General features: G+C 70.0%; 13 protein-coding genes. 7 read left to right on the forward strand and 6 right to left on the reverse strand.

Features of this window, described 5'->3' with window-relative positions; genetic code table 11:
• A partial coding sequence (locus VB080_RS16055) for a prepilin-type N-terminal cleavage/methylation domain-containing protein (protein WP_416339627.1) occupies positions 1 to 101 on the reverse strand: 101 nt, incomplete at its 3' end.
• 433 nt (positions 102 to 534) lie between these two features.
• Positions 535 to 1,770, reverse strand: coding sequence for a DNA polymerase IV (gene dinB / locus VB080_RS08630; protein WP_323418037.1), 1,236 nt, complete (start codon positions 1,768 to 1,770; stop codon positions 535 to 537).
• Positions 1,771 to 2,117: 347 nt separating this feature from the next.
• On the opposite strand from dinB, the gene VB080_RS08635 reads away from it, so the two are divergent.
• The 5 genes from VB080_RS08635 to VB080_RS08655 all read left to right on the forward strand — a co-directional run bounded on the left by VB080_RS08635 (position 2,118) and on the right by VB080_RS08655 (position 8,991).
• Positions 2,118 to 3,371, forward strand: coding sequence for a glycoside hydrolase family 6 protein (locus VB080_RS08635; RefSeq protein ID WP_323418038.1), 1,254 nt, complete (start codon positions 2,118 to 2,120; stop codon positions 3,369 to 3,371).
• A gap of 91 nt (positions 3,372 to 3,462) precedes the next feature.
• Positions 3,463 to 4,875 (forward strand): PrsW family intramembrane metalloprotease, encoded by a 1,413-nt coding sequence (locus VB080_RS08640; protein ID WP_323418039.1) that lies wholly within the window; start codon positions 3,463 to 3,465, stop codon positions 4,873 to 4,875.
• Positions 4,876 to 4,890: 15 nt separating this feature from the next.
• A complete protein-coding gene (locus tag VB080_RS08645) occupies positions 4,891 to 6,726 on the forward strand; it encodes a GTPase domain-containing protein (RefSeq protein ID WP_323418040.1) in 1,836 nt (611 codons plus the stop codon).
• Positions 6,723 to 8,345 (forward strand): GTPase family protein, encoded by a 1,623-nt coding sequence (locus tag VB080_RS08650; protein WP_323418041.1) that lies wholly within the window; start codon positions 6,723 to 6,725, stop codon positions 8,343 to 8,345. Before VB080_RS08645 ends, VB080_RS08650 begins: the two co-directional genes overlap by 4 nt.
• A 133-nt stretch (positions 8,346 to 8,478) precedes the next feature.
• Positions 8,479 to 8,991 (forward strand): single-stranded DNA-binding protein, encoded by a 513-nt coding sequence (locus VB080_RS08655; protein WP_323418042.1) that lies wholly within the window; start codon positions 8,479 to 8,481, stop codon positions 8,989 to 8,991.
• Between the two features lie 164 nt (positions 8,992 to 9,155).
• Here the strand turns inward: VB080_RS08655 and VB080_RS08660 are convergent, their stop codons facing one another.
• The 3 genes from VB080_RS08660 to VB080_RS08670 form a co-directional block, all read right to left on the reverse strand.
• Complete coding sequence (locus tag VB080_RS08660; protein ID WP_323418043.1) at positions 9,156 to 9,863, reverse strand: trimeric intracellular cation channel family protein; 708 nt, start codon at positions 9,861 to 9,863, stop codon at positions 9,156 to 9,158.
• 3 nt (positions 9,864 to 9,866) lie between these two features.
• On the reverse strand, positions 9,867 to 11,549 hold the full coding sequence (ettA, locus tag VB080_RS08665; protein ID WP_323418044.1) for an energy-dependent translational throttle protein EttA: 1,683 nt from the start codon (positions 11,547 to 11,549) through the stop codon (positions 9,867 to 9,869).
• 98 nt (positions 11,550 to 11,647) lie between these two features.
• Positions 11,648 to 12,106: a MarR family winged helix-turn-helix transcriptional regulator gene (locus tag VB080_RS08670; RefSeq protein ID WP_323418045.1), complete on the reverse strand. Its 459-nt coding sequence runs from the start codon at positions 12,104 to 12,106 to the stop codon at positions 11,648 to 11,650.
• 173 nt (positions 12,107 to 12,279) lie between these two features.
• On the opposite strand from VB080_RS08670, the gene VB080_RS08675 reads away from it, so the two are divergent.
• Together VB080_RS08675 and VB080_RS08680 are read left to right on the forward strand one after the other, a co-directional pair.
• Positions 12,280 to 14,121 (forward strand): long-chain fatty acid--CoA ligase, encoded by a 1,842-nt coding sequence (locus tag VB080_RS08675; RefSeq protein WP_323418046.1) that lies wholly within the window; start codon positions 12,280 to 12,282, stop codon positions 14,119 to 14,121.
• A complete protein-coding gene (locus VB080_RS08680; RefSeq protein ID WP_323418047.1) occupies positions 14,118 to 14,978 on the forward strand; it encodes an acyl-CoA thioesterase in 861 nt (286 codons plus the stop codon). Before VB080_RS08675 ends, VB080_RS08680 begins: the two co-directional genes overlap by 4 nt.
• 97 nt (positions 14,979 to 15,075) lie before the next feature.
• Here VB080_RS08680 and VB080_RS08685 read toward each other — a convergent pair whose 3' ends face one another.
• A complete protein-coding gene (locus VB080_RS08685) occupies positions 15,076 to 16,077 on the reverse strand; it encodes a LacI family DNA-binding transcriptional regulator (protein ID WP_323418048.1) in 1,002 nt (333 codons plus the stop codon).
• Positions 16,078 to 16,110: the final 33 nt, after the last annotated feature.

Consider the following 16,110-nt stretch of genomic DNA (forward strand, 5'->3'; position numbering starts at 1 on the left):
ACCAGGATGGCCATGATCGCGACGACGACGATCAGTTCGATGAGGGAGAAGCCCTCGTCGCTCTTGCGACGCTTCAGGGCCTCGATGAGATGTGCACGCATGGAAGTAGCCTCCGGAGGGTGTGACAGAATACGGCCGCTACGGCAGACAGCTCATACCTGCTGTCCAGGTCGCCAGAACTCCCCCCTGGCCAGAGACGCCTTTTTCGGCGACTCCGGGGGAAACTTTTGCGTATTGAGAGACGTTTGTCAACGGCGTTTTTAGGGAAGTTTGTAAAGTGCGTTAACAGTCCCCCGGAGGGGGGACGGAATTGCATCTCCCGTTACCTGCTACGCGGTCGCGGAGGCTTCGGCTGTATCGGCTTTGACTAGGGGAGAGGCGCGTCAGTGAGGTGCTGAGTGGTGCGCGTCAGTCACCCCCGCGGGGGACAAAATAATCGAGCAATGAAAGGGGATCCCGGTATTTCTTGCCCGTGTTAAGGACCGGGTCCACCGCGCGGGGGACGGTGCCCCTTGTTTGTGGCGTAAAAAACGACTACTCGGACGAGCCCAGCGCCGCTCGGCCGGGTGGGATCGGGTGGTGGTGCTCGGGCAGCCTGGCCAAGGCGGCGCGGGTGACCGCCTTCGCGCCGAACCGGGCGTTGAGCCGGTCGGCGGCCCGCTCGGCCTCCCGCCAGCCGAGCTCTGGCTCGCCGAGGGTGGGCTGCAGGTGGACCTGATCGGCACCGACGAGTTGATCGCACCGCACACCCACCCGGCGCACCGGCTTGGCGTGCAGGCGTGGCCGGTCGTAGAGGGTCAGCGCCACGGCATACAACTCCTGGGCGGTGTCGACCGGGTTGGGCAGGGTGAGCGAGGCTGACGCGGTGGTGAAGTCGGCGAAGCGGATGCTCAGGGTGACCCCCCGTCCCATCAGGCCGGCCTTCCGCAGCCGGCGCGCCACTGAACTGCAGACCCGCAGGATCTCGGCCCGCACCACCGCGGGGTCGGCAGAGTCGGCGGCGAAGGTCTCCTGGTTGCCCACGCCGACGGCGGGGACGTGCTGGTTGCTGACGTGCGCCGAACTGCGGCCGAACGCCAGGTTGACCAGCGCCACGGCCGCCTGTGGCCCGAAGCTCGCCCGCAGGGTTTGCCGGGGTGTGTCGGCCAGGTCGCCGACGGTCACGATGCCCCGCCGGTGCAACCGTTCAGCGGTGCTCGCCCCCACGCCGTACAGCTGCTCGACCGGCATCGGGTGCAGGAAGGCCAGCACCTCCTCCGGCGGCACCTCCCGCAGTCCGTCGGGCTTGGCCGCCTTGGAGGCCATCTTGGCCACCAACCGGTTCGGGCCGATCCCGACCGAGCACGGCAACTGCTGCTCGGTGCGCACCAACTGTCGAATCTGCTGTCCGATCTCGACGGCCGAGCCCCACATCCGCAGGGCGCCGGTCACGTCCAGGTAGGCCTCGTCGATCGAGGCGGTCTCGACGACCGCCACCACCCGCCGGAAGATTTCCATCACCGCCCGGGAGGCGACCAGGTAGGCGTCGAAGTCCGGACGGACGGCCACCCCGGTGGGGCACAGCCGCTTCGCCCGCGCCGAGGGCATGCCGCCCTCCACGCCCCACTGTTTGGCCAGCCAGTTCGCCGACAGCACCACTCCGCGTCCGTCTCCGCCCACCCACATCGGCGCCCTGCCCAAGGCGGGCCGGCGGCGAATCTCCACAGAGGCGTAGAACGAGTCCATGTCGACGTGCATGATGGTCGCCACGACGCCTCCAAAATCGAACAATTGTTTCATAGTGTAGACGGCCGTCGGCATGGCCTGCGACGGTATGGCCTGCGAGACGGGATGAAGCATGCGAGTCGGTCCGCCAGCCCGCTGACACCGAGAAGAACGGCAGCAAGCGACGACCGAATGGACTGGGGCTGAGGGTTTCGGCGGGCTCCGCCCGGTGGGTCTGGCTGGACCAGGCCTTCAGGGTTGGCGGTGGGCTGTCCTGTGCCTCTTGACGGGAGGGTGCCGTCCGGGGTCGAATGGACGATGGTCCGGCGGGAGCCCCGTGGGCTCGCGACGGATGGGGGATTCCGGCTGAAGGCGTCGCCGGTTCCCGTGTGACGCCACCTCAAGGAGGAGTGGTGAGGCGACCCCGGCTTGCGGCGCTGGCGAGCGCAGTGCTCGCCGTCGCGACGATGGCCGCGCTGACCACCCCGGCGTCGGCTGCACCTCCGAGCCGCGATTCCAGGCTGTGGGTGAACCCGGCGAGTTCGACCCTGCAGGCGGCGGACTCCCTCACCGGGGCGGCGCTGACGAACGCACTCACTCTTGCTGCCTACCCCAGCGCAACCTGGTTCACCGGCGGCACCCCCGACGAGGTCCGGCAACAGGTCGGCGCAGTGGTGGTGCAGGCCGATGTGGCCGGACAGGTGCCGGTTCTGGTGGCGTACAACCTGCCCTACCGCGACTGTGGTCGGTACTCGACCGGCGGGGCGACGGGCGTGGTCGCGTACCAGGCCTGGATCGACGGCTTCGCGCGGGGGATCGGGAACTCGGCGGCGATCGTGATCCTTGAACCGGATGGTCTGGCGGCCATCCCCTGGTACTCCGCCGCTGACGGGACCGAGCAGGACTGCCGTCCGGACGGCTCCAACCGGGCAACGGCGGCTGCCGAGCGGTTCGCGGCGCTGAACCACGCCGTCGAGGCACTGACGGCGCTGCCGTCGGCGAAGGTCTACCTGGATGGTGGACACAGCAACTGGTTGGGTGTCGGGGACCTCAGTGAGCGGCTGATCAAGGCGGGCGTGCTCAGGGCGGCCGGGTTCTTCCTCAATGCTGGCGACTACCAGTACACCGCGAACCTGCGAGCCTACGGGCGCTGGGTGTCGTCCTGCATCACCTGGGTGGTCACCGCCCGAGGCGACCCCGACGAATGTGGCGACCAGCGCTGGAACGGCGGGCCATCCACCAACTGGGTCGGCGCGGCGATGAACGCCTACGGCCAGTGGAGCCAGGACAATCCCGCTTTCGCGCTGGATACCGCCGGGGTCGACTCGCGCTACGTCCAGCAATTGGCGGGACGGACGCCGCTGGTCCACTTCGTCATCGACACCAGCCGCAACGGGGCCGGGCCGTGGGAGGTGTCGTCGGGATACGAGGGTTGGTGCAACCCACCCGATCGCGGTCTCGGGCTGCGTCCCACCCTGAACGTCGACGACCCGCTCGTCGACGCCTACCTGTGGATCGCCAACCCGGGGACCTCGGACGGTGCATGTCTGCGCGGTGACCCTGGCCCGCTCGACCCGGCTCGCAACCGGGTCGATCCGCCGGCTGGGGAGTGGTTCCCCGAGATGGCCCGGGAGCTGCTGGCGAACGCCGTCCCGCCGGTGCGGTGAATCGGGGACCCTGCCACGCCGTGATGTGCCGCCGGGTGGGCCGTGGGTGGGCACCATCCGGCGCTGGTGAGCGACTTGTAGGCTGGACGGCATGACGTCCGCTCCCGCTGCCAGGCTGCGCAGGCTCAACAACCTGCCGGCGGGCGGGCAGGACCGGCGACCGCTGCCACAGCGGGTGCTCACCTCCTGGTGGACCTGGCTCACCGTCGGGATGGTGATCGTCTTCGCCGCCTGCCTGGCAGCGCTCTACGTCCAGATCACCGCCGACCAGCCGAGCCTGGACGGGACGGTTCCCGGGGTGAACCCTTCCGCGGTCAGACTCGGCGCCTGGTACGCCACCTCGACCCTGGCGTTCTGGATCGTGGTCTTCCTGCTCGCCGACCGCTTCCGTCCGCAGCGCTGGACGGTCTGGCTGATGTCGCTCGGCTGGGGAGGCTCGGTGGCCACCTACGTCGCCTACTTGGTGAACTCCTGGGCAGCGATGCAACTGCAGGTCAGCGGCAACTTCGACCCGGCGACCTCGGCCCGGGCGGCGATCTTCGTCGCCCCCTTCGTCGAGGAGGCCGCGAAGGCCACCGTCCTGTTCGGGCTGGCGATGCTGGTGCGCTACGAACTGGTCTCGAAGGTCTCGCTGGTGGTGATGGCCGGCCTGTCGGCAGCAGGTTTCGCGTTCACAGAGAACATCATCTACTACGCCCGCGCGATCGTGTACTCCTCGCAGACCATCAACGTCGGGGACGCCGAGTCGGCGGTGGTGGAGCTGGTCTGGCTGCGCGGCTTCTGGCTCGCCTTCGGCCACCCGCTGTTCACCATGATGACCGGCCTCGGGGTGGCGGTCGCGCTGCGCACCCGCAGCAAGGTGGTCAGGGTGCTCGCCCCGCTCGCCGGCTACGGTCTGGCGGTGCTGGGCCACATGGTGTTCAACTCCCAGGCCAGCCTCACCCAGGGCAACCAGCAACTCCTGGTCTACTTCACCCTTGCTCTGCCGCTGCTGATCGCGGCCGTGGTCTACGTGGTCAGGCAGGTACTCAAACAGGGCCGCCTGATTCGCGCCCGGCTGGTCGACTACGTCCTGATGGGCTGGCTGAAGCCGACCGATCCCGAGGTGTTCGCCAGGCTGCGCACCCGGCTGTGGGCACTGCTGGTCGCGCTCACCCGCGGCTGGCGGGTCTTCGTCGCCACCCGCGGCCTGCAACGAACTCTCACCGAACTCGCCTACCTGCGCGATGCCGAGGTGCGCGGGGTGATCGACGCGACCGGCGACGAACGCGTCCGGGAGCTGCTCGACCTCTCTCGCAGCCAGCGGGCGGCCGGGATCGACGACCCGCACGGAATGAAGCTCAGCCTGCCACGACTGCGGCGCCGGGCGGCGGCCGACTTCCCGCCGCCGACCCACCCCGGCCCGGCAGGTCTTGGCGGGTCATGGCCGGCTCCGACGAGTTCGCCAGTAGGATCGCAGCGACATTCGCCGGTGGACCCGACCTGGGGGCCACCGGGCCGGTAGGAGAAGGCTGACCAGATGGGTGCTGACAGCTTGGCGGTCGCCCTCGCACAGTTGCGCGACGTGCTGGGTGCGGTCCGGCTGCCCTTCGACCTGCCCGGGTCGACGCAGGCAGCCACGCAGGCCCGGGAGGCCACGGCCCAGCTCGACGACTACGTGCTACCCCGGCTGGCCCGGCTTGAGGCGCCGCTGCTGGCGGTGGTGGGCGGTTCGACCGGGGCCGGCAAGTCCACCCTGGTGAACTCCGTGATCGGACGGACGGTGAGCACGCCTGGCGTGATCCGCCCGACCACCCGCTCCCCGGTTCTGGTGCACCACCCGGCCGATGCGTCCTGGTTCACCTCCGACCGGATCCTGCCCGGTCTGGCGCGGACGCACCAGCCCGCCCACGACCCGCGCACCGTCCAGGTGGTGGCCGAGCCAACCCTGCCGCGCGGGTTGGCGATTCTGGACGCCCCCGACGTGGATTCGGTGGTGGCCGAGAACCGCGCTCTGGCCACGCAGCTGCTGGCTGCCGCCGACCTGTGGCTGTTCGTCACCTCGGCCGCCCGCTATGCCGACGCCGTCCCCTGGGACTACCTGCGCCAGGCCGCAGAGCGTCGGGCGGTGGTGGCCGTGGTGCTGGACCGGGTGCCCCCCGCCGCGATGGTCGAGGTACCGGCCCACCTGGGCCAGATGATGAGCCAGCGCGGGCTGGCCGACTCACCGCTGTTCGCCGTCCCGGAGACCACCGTTGACGCAGCCGGGCTGCTGCCGGACAGCGCCGTCGCCCCGATTCGCGGCTGGCTGGCCGATCTTGCCCAGGACGCGGTCGCCCGGCAGTCCGTGGTGCTGCAGACCCTGGACGGCGCGATTGCCCACCTGGCCGGTCTGGCGCCGCAGGTCGCCGACGCCGTGGATGCCCAGCGCGCCGCGCTCGCCACGCTCAGCGAGGACGCCGAGAAGTCCTACGCCGAGGCCGTCCGCACCATCGCCGTCCAGACCGCCGACGGCAGCCTGCTGCGCGGCGAGGTGCTCGCCCGCTGGCAGGACTTCGTCGGGACGGGGGAGTTCTTCCGGGCGGTCGAGCAGAAGGTGGGCTGGCTGCGTGACCGGATGATGGCAGCGGTGCGCGGCGAACCGAAGCAGGCGATCGACGTCTCCGTGGCGGTGGAGTCGGGCATGGAGGTGCTGATCCGCGAGGAGGGCGAGGCGGCCGCCGTCCGCACGGCTTCGGCCTGGGAGGCGCACCCGGCCGGACGGCAGCTGCTGGGCACTGCCGACGACCTCTCCCGGGCCAGCGCCGACTTCGACCTCGCCGCCCGCCGGACGGTGCGCGACTGGCAGGCCGACGTGATGGAACTGGTCAGCGAACTCGGCGCGGCGAAGCGCTCCCGGGCCCGGTTCTGGGCGCTGGGGGTGAACGGCGTCGGGGTGGCGTTGATGATTCTGGTGTTCTCCCAGACCGCCGGGCTGACCGGCGCCGAGCTGGGCATCGCCGGCGGCACCGCGGTGCTCGCCCAGCGCGTCCTGGAGGCGATCTTCGGCGAGGACCAGGTGCGCAAGCTGGCCAAGCAGGCCAAGGACCAGCTCGACGGACGCGTGCAGGTGGTGATGGCGACCGAACTGGCCCGCTACCTTGACCGGCTGGCGGCCGTGGACGTGCGGGGCGAGCAGGCCGAGGCGTTGCGCGCCGCGGTCGCGGCGATCGAACCCGCCCGTCGCGAACTGTCGCTTCCTGCCCTGCCGGTGGTCGATCAGCCGGCCGTGCCGGCGGCACCCGCAATCCCCGAGCTGGACGCTGCCACGACCCGACCGGCGATCACCGGTGAGGTGGTCGAGGGCACCGTCCTGGATCCCGAGGAGGACGGGTGAAGGCCGCCGCGGGCAGCCTGGCCGAGCGGGTCGAGGCGCTGGGACGGGCGGCGGGGGCGGCCGCCGGCCGCAGCGACCCCGCCGTCGTCGAGGCGGCCAGGACGGTCGTGCAACGCTCGGGCGAACGCCTCGGGTTCAGCGGCGAGTACACCGTGGTCGCCCTGGCGGGAGCCACCGGTTCGGGCAAGTCGAGCCTGTTCAACGCGATCACCGGCACCCAGCTGGCCGAGGCGACGGTGCGCCGGCCGACCACTTCCCGGGCGCTGGCGGCGGTGTGGGGCACCACGTTGCCGCATGAACTGCTGGAATGGCTGGACGTCCACAAGCGGCAGCTGATCCCCGCCGGCCCGGACGATCGGCTGACCCGGCTGGTGCTGATCGACCTGCCCGACCACGACTCCACCGAAGCGAGTCACCGGCTGACCGTCGACCGGCTGGTGCAGTTGGTGGACGCACTGATCTGGGTGGTCGATCCGCAGAAGTACGCCGACGCCGCGCTGCACGACAACTACCTCAAGCCGTTGGCGCCGTACGCCGATCTGATGATGGTGGTGCTCAACCAGGCCGACCGGCTCGCGCCCGAGCAACTGGCCAGTTGTGTGCAGGATCTGCGGGCCCTGCTCGACCGTGAGGGGTTGCGTTCCACGCCAGTGACGGTGGCCTCGGCGGTGCAGGGCACCGGTGTTCCGGAGCTGCGCGAGACACTGGCCAGGACGGTGAGCGGCAAGGCGGCTGCCGTCCGCCGGCTGGAGACCGATGTCGACGTGGCCGCCGAGGGGCTGGCGGCCGACCTCGGCAACGCCTCGGTGGCCGGGATCGGCCGTGGCCTGTCGGACGACCTGACTGCGGCACTGGGCGACGCCGCGGGGGTGCCGGCGGTGGTGGACGGGGTTTACAAGGCCTGGCGTAAACGGGGGGCTGCGGCCACCGGCTGGCCGTTCGTGAGCTGGCTCGGCAAGCTCCGACCCGACCCGCTCAAACGGCTGCGGCTCGACCTCGGCAAGGATTCCCGCAGCCCCACGGCGCTCAACCACACCTCGCTGCCCAGAACCGGACCGGTTCAGGCGGCACTGGTGGAGCGGGCACTGCGGGGCATCACCGATGCCGCGGCCGCCGGGCTGCCGAAGGGCTGGGCGGACGCGGTCAGACAGGCCGCCTACGTCAATCGTGCCCACCTGCCCGACCGGCTGGATGCCGCGATCGCCGGCACCGACCTGGGCGCCCGGCGCGGAACCTGGTGGTGGTGGCTGTTCCGGGTGCTGCAGTGGGTGCTCATGTTGGCGGTGGTCGGCGGCGGGCTGTGGCTGCTGTACGGGCTGTTCCATCCCTTGCTGCAGTTGCCGCCGCTGCCGGACGTGATCTGGTACCAGGTGCCGGCGCCGTGGTGGTTGTTCGCCGGCGGGATCGCGGGCGGACTGGTGCTCGCCCTGCTGGGCCGCGGCTTCGTCGCGATCGGTGCGGGCTGGCGTTCGCGCGCGGCACAGAAGGCGCTGCGCGCCTCGATCGCGACTGTGACCGCCGATCAGGTGGTCGCCCCGGTGCAGGCCGAACTCGATCGCTACAGCGACGCCGTGACGGCGGTGGCACTGGCCCGCCGGGGGGCGAAGCGGAGCGGGTGACGTCCACGCTGCCCCGGCGGGGGCCTGCCGGGGCTGTCCACAGCCTCGGGGTTGTCCACAGGCCGGCAGATTCGGGTGAACCGTCCGGGCCCCAACTGCCGATACTGCTGGGCGACCGAGAGGAGAATCGGAGATGGAAGCACAGCTGTGGATGACCGGACGGGTCGGCAGCGACGTCGACTACCGGGCGCAGAGTGGGTCGCCCTGGGCAACGTTCCGGATGGCCTGCACCCCGCGGGTGCCCCGTGGTGAGGAGTGGAAGGACGGGCAGACCACCTGGGTCACGGTGAACTGCTCGAATCGGCTGGCGCAGCACGTCATGTACAGCCTGCGCAAGGGCGATCCGGTGATCGTCGTCGGCAGACTGCGTACGAATCGCTGGATCGATGCCAACGGCGTCGAGCATGAGCAACTCCAGATCCGTGCCGGGAGCGTTGGTCATGACCTGACCACCGGCACCACCAGCTTCCACCGCCGCCCACGTGAGGCAGCTCCCGATCAAGCCGGATCGCCGGCGGAGGGGGAGACCACGCCGCGCGAGGGCTGGCGGGAGTCACCTGACGGGCCCGACGATCAGGAGTCCGGCTTCGACGAGTTCGGCAACGAGCCCGACGACCAGGAGGCAGGCGAGGCCTCGGCGGCCTGAGGACGCAGGGCCGGGGCCGGAGGACGCGAGGGCACCGCTGCGCCGGGAGGTGCACCCAGTGGTGGGCGCCTGAAGGGGAGAGGAGTTCGCCGCCGGCAGGGTTCCGGTCGGGCGGGTGCCGTTGGGTTGGGTTCCCGGTCGGACGGGTGCTGCCGGGCTGAAGCTCAGTCCTGGTCGCGGTTGTCCTGGTCGTTGTGGTGGTCGTGGTTGTCCTGGCCCCGGCGTGGCCAGGGTGACCAGGCGCGGGCCTCGGGAAGCCGCCAGCCGCGGGCGTAGGCGAGCAGGCACATGGTGCCGCCGACCAGGGCGGCCACCAGGGTGGTGACGCCGTCCCAACCGTCGGGGGTGGCGCCGTAGAGGAACACCGTGACGATCGCGGCCACCGTGGCGCAGGTGGCGTACAGCGTGCCGCCGCCGAAGATGATCGGGGTGCGGCGGACGAGCACGTCCCGGATCACCCCGCCGCCGACGGCGGTCACCGTCCCCAGCAGGATGGCGGGCATCCAGCCCATCCCGGCGGCGAGGGTCTTCTGGGCACCCACCGCACCCCAGGCGCCCAATGCCACGGCATCGATCACCCGCAGGCTGCGACGCCACCACCTGCCCTCGGTGAGCACGAAGTAGGCGACCAGCGAGGTGACCACGGCCGTCCCGAGGTAGGCAGGATCGGTGAGCCCCACCGGTGGACCGTTCTGCAGCAGGGTGTCGCGCAGCATGCCGCCGCCGAGACCGGTGATGATGCCCAGGAACAGGAAACCCACCGCGTCATAGCCCAGCGAGCGCGCCAGCACCCCAGCCAGCAGCACGTTGGCGACCACCCCGAACAGGTCGATCGCGCGGACCAGTTGCTGGCTGACCTCCGCGATGTCCACGCCTCAGTCGCGGGTCAGGCGACGGTGCGTGGTGCGGTGCGGACGGGCGGCCTCGACCCCGAGCCGGTTGATCTTGTTCTCTTCGTAGTCGGCGTAGTTGCCCTCGAACCAGTACCAGCGCGACTCGTCGGCGTCGTCACCCTCCCAGGCCAGGATGTGGGTCGCGACCCGGTCGAGGAACCAGCGGTCGTGGGAGATCACCACGGCGCAGCCGGGGAACTCCAGCAGCGCATCCTCCAGCGACTGCAGGGTCTCCACGTCCAGGTCGTTGGTCGGCTCGTCCAGCAGCAGGACGTTGCCGCCCATCTTCAGGGTGAGGGCGAGGTTCAGCCGGTTGCGCTCACCGCCGGAGAGCACGCCAGCGAGCTTCTGCTGGTCGGGGCCCTTGAACCCGAAGGAGGCCACGTAGGCCCGCGACGGCATCTCGAAACTGGCCACCTTGATGTGGTCCAGCCCGTCGGAGACCACCTCCCAGACGTTCTTGTTCGGGTCGATGCCCGAACGTCCCTGGTCGACATAGGAGAACTTGACCGTCTGGCCGACCTTGAGGGTGCCGGAGTCGGGCTGCTCCTGACCGACCAGCATCTTGAACAGGGTGGTCTTGCCGACGCCGTTCGGCCCGATCACCCCGACGATGCCGGCGCGCGGCAGCGTGAAGCTGAGGTCCTCGATCAGCAGCCGGTCGCCGAATCCCTTGAACAGATGGCTGGCCTCCAGCACGTTCGAGCCCAGCCGGGGGCCCGGCGGGATGTTGATCTCGGCCAGGTCGACCGCGCGGTTGCGCTCGGCCTCGGCGGCCAGTTCCTCGTAGCGGGCCAGCCGGGCACGGTTCTTCGCCTGCCGTGCCTTCGCGCCCGAGCGCACCCACTCCAGTTCCTTCTCGAGGATCTTGGCGCGCTTGGCGTCCTTCTTGCCCTCGATCTGCAGCCGGGCCCGCTTGGTCTCCAGATAGGTGGAGTAGTTGCCCTCATAGGGGTGCAACTGGCCACGGTCGACCTCGCAGATCCAGTCGGCCACCTTGTCCAGGAAGTACCGGTCATGGGTGACGGCCAGGACGGCGCCGGGGTAGTTCTTGAGGTGACCCTCCAGCCAGTTCACGCTCTCGGTGTCGAGGTGGTTGGTGGGCTCGTCCAGCAGCAGCAGGTCGGGCTGTTGCAGCAGCAGTTTGCACAGCGCCACCCGTCGGCGTTCGCCACCGGACAGGATGTCGACCACGACATCGCCGGGCGGGCACTGCAGCGCGTCCATCGCCTGCTCAAGCTGGGAGTCGAGGTCCCAGGCCTGCCGGTGGTCCAACTCCACCTGGAGTTCACCCATTTCGGCCAGCAGGGCGTCGAAGTCGGCGTCCGGGTCGGCCATCGCCTCGGAGATCTCGTTGTACCGGTTGAGCAGCCCCTTGGTGTCGGCGACCGCCTCCTCGATGTTCTCCAGGACGGTCTTGCCCTCGGTGAGCGGGGGCTCCTGCAGCAGGATGCCGACGGTCTTGCCCTTGGCCAGCATGGCGTCGCCGTTGTCCGGGCGCAGCAGCCCCGCCATCAGCTTCAGCATGGTCGACTTGCCGGCGCCGTTCGGCCCGACCACACCGATCTTGGCGTCGTCGTAGAACGAGAGGGTGACGTTGTCCAGCACGAGCTTCTCGCCCAGCTTCTTGCGGACGTTGTGCATGGTGAACACGAATTCAGGCATGGGGCTTCCTCGACAGAGTTTTCGGCCCCCCAAGTATGCCAGCCCTTGCCGCCCTGCAGGACGACGGGCTCAGCCGGCCGGCCGGGGCACAGGCGGGTTCAGGAACGGGCGTTTACGACGGCCTGCATGGCGCGGCCGAGAGCCTCGAAGTCGGCAGGATCGATCGGGTCGACCAGCGCCTCCCGCACCGACTGCACGTGGTACGGCGCGGCCTGGACCAGCAGTTCCCAGCCGGTCTGGGTCAGGACGGCGATCACACCGCGCCGGTCGCCGGGGCAGGTGGTGCGGGCAACCAGCCCCTGCCGCTCCATCCGGGTGACGGTGTGGGTGAGCCGGGAGCGCGAGTGCCGCAACCGGTCGGCGAGCTCGGACATCCGCAGCCGATGGTCGGGTGCTTCGGACAGGTGCACCATGATCTCGTACTCACCCAGATCAAGGTCGAACTCGCGCAGGGCGCTCTCGAGGTACTCCTGGATGACGTTGACGGCGTTCAGCCAGGAACGCCAGACGGCCTGCTGCTCCACCGTCAGCCAGCGCGGCTCCTCGATCTTCCTCACAGGGTCAATCTACCGACAAAAAGTTGACGGTTCAATCTTATCCGTACGCCCTCCTCGGCGCGGAGCTTTCCGCAGGCGGCAACCGGCGGATAATGTCAGGGCAGGGAGGCGCCCATCGCTGTGCTTCCGGGGCATCTGACCGATTGCCTGTTCCCAGGAGTGAGGAAATGCCGATGACCGACATCGAAGCCGAAGTCAACAGCATTCTTGCCGGAAAGCCCACCACCGTGGGCGGCATGCTGGCCTGGCGCGTCGAGCAGACGCCCACCAGGGAGGCGTTCCGGTTCCGCGACGCCGACCAGCAGTGGACCTCGATCACCTGGACGCAGACCCAGGAGCTCGCCCACACCATTGCCGCCGGCTTCCTGGCCCTCGGGCTGGAGACCGAGCAGCGGGTGGCCATCGTCGGAAACACCCGGATCGAGTGGATCCTGGCCGACCTCGGCATCAACATCGCCGGCGGTGCCACCACCACGATCTACCCCAACACCCAGGGCGCGGACTTCGAACACATCGTCACCGACTCCGGTGCGGTGATCCTGGTGGCCGAGGACGCCACCCAGCTGGCCAAGCTCGACTCGCTGCCGGCAGCCAGACAACAGGTCCGTCACATCGTCCTGATGGACGGCACCGGCGACGGCGAGCGGGTGCTCTCCTGGGCGCAGCTGAGCGAGAAGGGCAAGGCGCTGCAGGCCGAGCGGCCCGACGCCGTCGCGTCCGCCATGGCAGCCCTGGACGGCGACAGCCTGGCCACCCTGATCTACACCTCCGGCACCACCGGCCTGGCCAAGGGCGTGGAGCTCGTCCACCGCTCCTGGGCCTACGAGGGCTTCGCCGTCGACACCCTCAACATCATCGGCGACGAGGCCATCCAGTACCTGTGGCTGCCGCTCTCGCACGTCTTCGGCAAGTGCCTGATCGCCTGCCAGTTGGCGATCGGCTTCGGCTCGGCGGTCGACGGCCGGATCGACCAGATCGTCAACGGCCTGGGCGAGGTGAAGCCGAGCTTCATGTGCGGCGCCCCGCGAATCTTCGAGAAGGTCCGCGCCGCGGTGCTGCTGTCCTCCCCGGCCGGCGGCATCAAGGGACGGATCGCCCGCTGGGCGTTCGCGGTGGGTCGCGCCAGCCGCGAGTACCGGCTGGCCGGCAAGCCGCTGCCGCCGGCGATGAGCCTGGCCTACAAGGTCGCCGACCACCTGGTCTTCAGCAAGCTGAAGGAGCGGGTGGGCGGCAATATCGGGTTCTTCATCTCCGGCTCGGCCAAGCTCTCCGCCCAGGTGCAGGCCTGGTTCTACTCCGCAGGACTGCTGGTGGTCGAGGGCTACGGCCTCACCGAGACCTCCGCCGTGACCTGCGTGAACCTGCCGGCCGCACCCCGGTTCGGGACGGTCGGCCCGGCCATCCCGGGCACCCAGCTGAAGATCGCCGAGGACGGCGAGGTGCTGGTGAAGGGGCCGGGCGTGATGCGTGGCTACCACAACGACCCGGAGAAGACCGCCGAGGTGATCGTGGACGGCTGGTTCCACACCGGTGACATCGGCAAGCTGGACGCCGACGGCTACCTCACCATCACCGACCGCAAGAAGGACCTGATGAAGACCTCGGGCGGCAAGTACGTCGCCCCGGCGAAGGTGGAGAGCGTGATCGCCGCCACCATCCCGTATGTCTCGCAGGTGGTGGCGGTCGGCGACGGTCGCAAGTTCATCTCCGCCCTGCTGACCATGGACCGTGACAACCTGGCCAAGTGGGCCGACCGCAAGGGGCTTTCCGAGTTGTCCTACGAGGAACTCACCCAGCGTCCCGAACTGCGCCAGACCCTGGAGCGGTTCATGACCGCGGCGAACGCCAAGCTGGAGCGCTGGGAGACGGTGAAGAAGTTCATCGTGCTGCCGCAGGAACTCAGCGTGGACGACGGTGGTGTCACCCCGAACATGAAGGTGCGGCGGGCTTCGGTGGCCGCTCTCCACGCGAAGGAGATCGAGGCGCTCTACGCCGACGACGCGGTGGAGGAGTGAGCGGCGGGTTCATCGCACAGGTCCCGCTGCGCTGGTCCGACCTCGACGCCCAGGGGCATGTCAACAACGCCCTGGTCGCCGACTACCTGCAGGAGGCCAGGGTCGACTTCCTGCTGTCGGGTGACAACGCCCACCTGCTGGGCTCCTCGACGATCGTGGTCAGCCACCAGGTCGAGTTCCTGCGCCCGATCCGGTTCTCCGCCCGACCGGTCGAGGTCGCGGTCCGGGTCGGCCAGGTGGGTGCCGCCACCATCAACCTCGGCTACAAGGTGCGCCACGACGACGAACTCGCCGCCCGGGCGCGCACCCAGCTCGCGATCGTCCGCTCCGGTCGTCCCCGCCGGATGACGCCGGCCGAGCGGGAGTGGTTCGCGTCCCGTTCGCTGCCGCTGGGGCCGCTGCGCGACCTGGGGCAGTGGACGGTGGGGGAGCAGGCGCACAGCTACGACCTGCGGGTGCGCTGGTCGGATCTGGACCCCTACCGGCACGTGAACAACGTCCGCGCCTTCGACTTCGTCGCCGAGGCCCGCAACCGGCTCAACCCCGACGGCGAGCAGCTCACCCGGATGGAGGCGGCTGCCGCCGCCTCGCAGACCTGGATGGTGGCCCGGCAGGACGTCCGCTATCTCGCCGAGATCACGCACCGGCTGGAGCCCTACCGGGTCCGCACCGGCTACGCCGCAGTCGGGCGCACCTCGATGACGCTGGTCGCGCAGATCGAGGATCCGCTGGACGGTCGGGTGCTGGTCAGGACGACCACCGTGCTGGTCTGCGGTGACGCCGAGGGCAACCCCATCCCGGTCCCCGACTCGGTCCGCCGCGGGCTGGAGCGCTGGCCCGCGACCAGGCTCGACTGACACCTGTCTGCCGGGCCGTGACTCACGGGCCGTGACTCACGTAGGAACCGTCCCCAACCTGAGTCATGACTCAAGTAGGAACCGTCCCCAACGTGAGTCAGCGGTCGATGTCGGAGGAGGCGCGGACGACCAGCTCGGGGGTGAACACCAGCTGGCCGGCGTCGTCGCTGCCGAGCAGCAGGTCGGCAGCCGCCCAGCCCAGTTGCCGCATCGGCTGGCGGACGGAGCTGAGCGGGGTGGCCAGTTCGCCAGCCCAGTACAGGTCGTCGTAGCCGACCACCGCCACGTCGCCGGGTACCGTCAGTCCGCGGGCGCGGATCGCCCGGATCGCGCCCAGCGCCACCAGGTCGTTGATGCAGAACACTGCCGTCGGTGCCGGGCCCGGACCGTCGAGGGCCGCCGCCATCGCCTGCTCTCCCTCGGCGGCGGTGAGCGCTGTCAGGCTGCTCGGGTGCAGCACCTCGGCCGGCTCCAGTCCGGCCGCCCGGACGGCCTCCAGCGCGCCACGCAGCCGGTGCCGGCTCTGCTGCAGTTCCTGCGCCGCGGTGATGAACAGGATCCGTCGGTGGCCGCGTTCCAGCAGGTGCGCGATCGCCTGCCGTCCGCCGGCGACGTGGTCCACGCCCACCGAGGGCAGCACGGTGCTGCGGGAATCGACCAGTACCGACGGGATGCCGAGCGCCGCCAGGTCGGCCAGCCGCTGTGGCGTGCCGGGCATCGGGGTGACCAGCAGCCCCCGGACGCCCTGTTCGGCGAACTGCCGCAGGAAGTGCCCCTCGCGGGCCTCGTCCTCGTCCGACGAACAGACCATCAGGGTGTGTCCCTCGACGGCCAGCCGGTCCTCGATGCCGCGGGCGATCTCGGTGTAGAACGGGTTGCCGAGATCCAGCAGGACGGCACCGACAGTGGTCGAGACCCCGGCCCGCAGCTGCCGGGCGGAGGCATTGCGGACGAACCGCAACTCGGCCATCGCGGCCTCGACCTTCTCCCGGGTGCGCCTGGCGACCGCCTCGGGGCGGTTGAGGACGTTCGACACCGTGCCCACCGAGACGCCGGCCAACTGGGCGACGTCCTTCACGCTGGCGCGTTCCTTGGGCATGGGTTCACACCTTCCGTCCGGGTGCGCCGATCC

Source organism: Propionicimonas sp. (assembly GCF_034927565.1).
Classification (GTDB): Bacteria; Actinomycetota; Actinomycetes; order Propionibacteriales; family Propionibacteriaceae; genus Propionicimonas.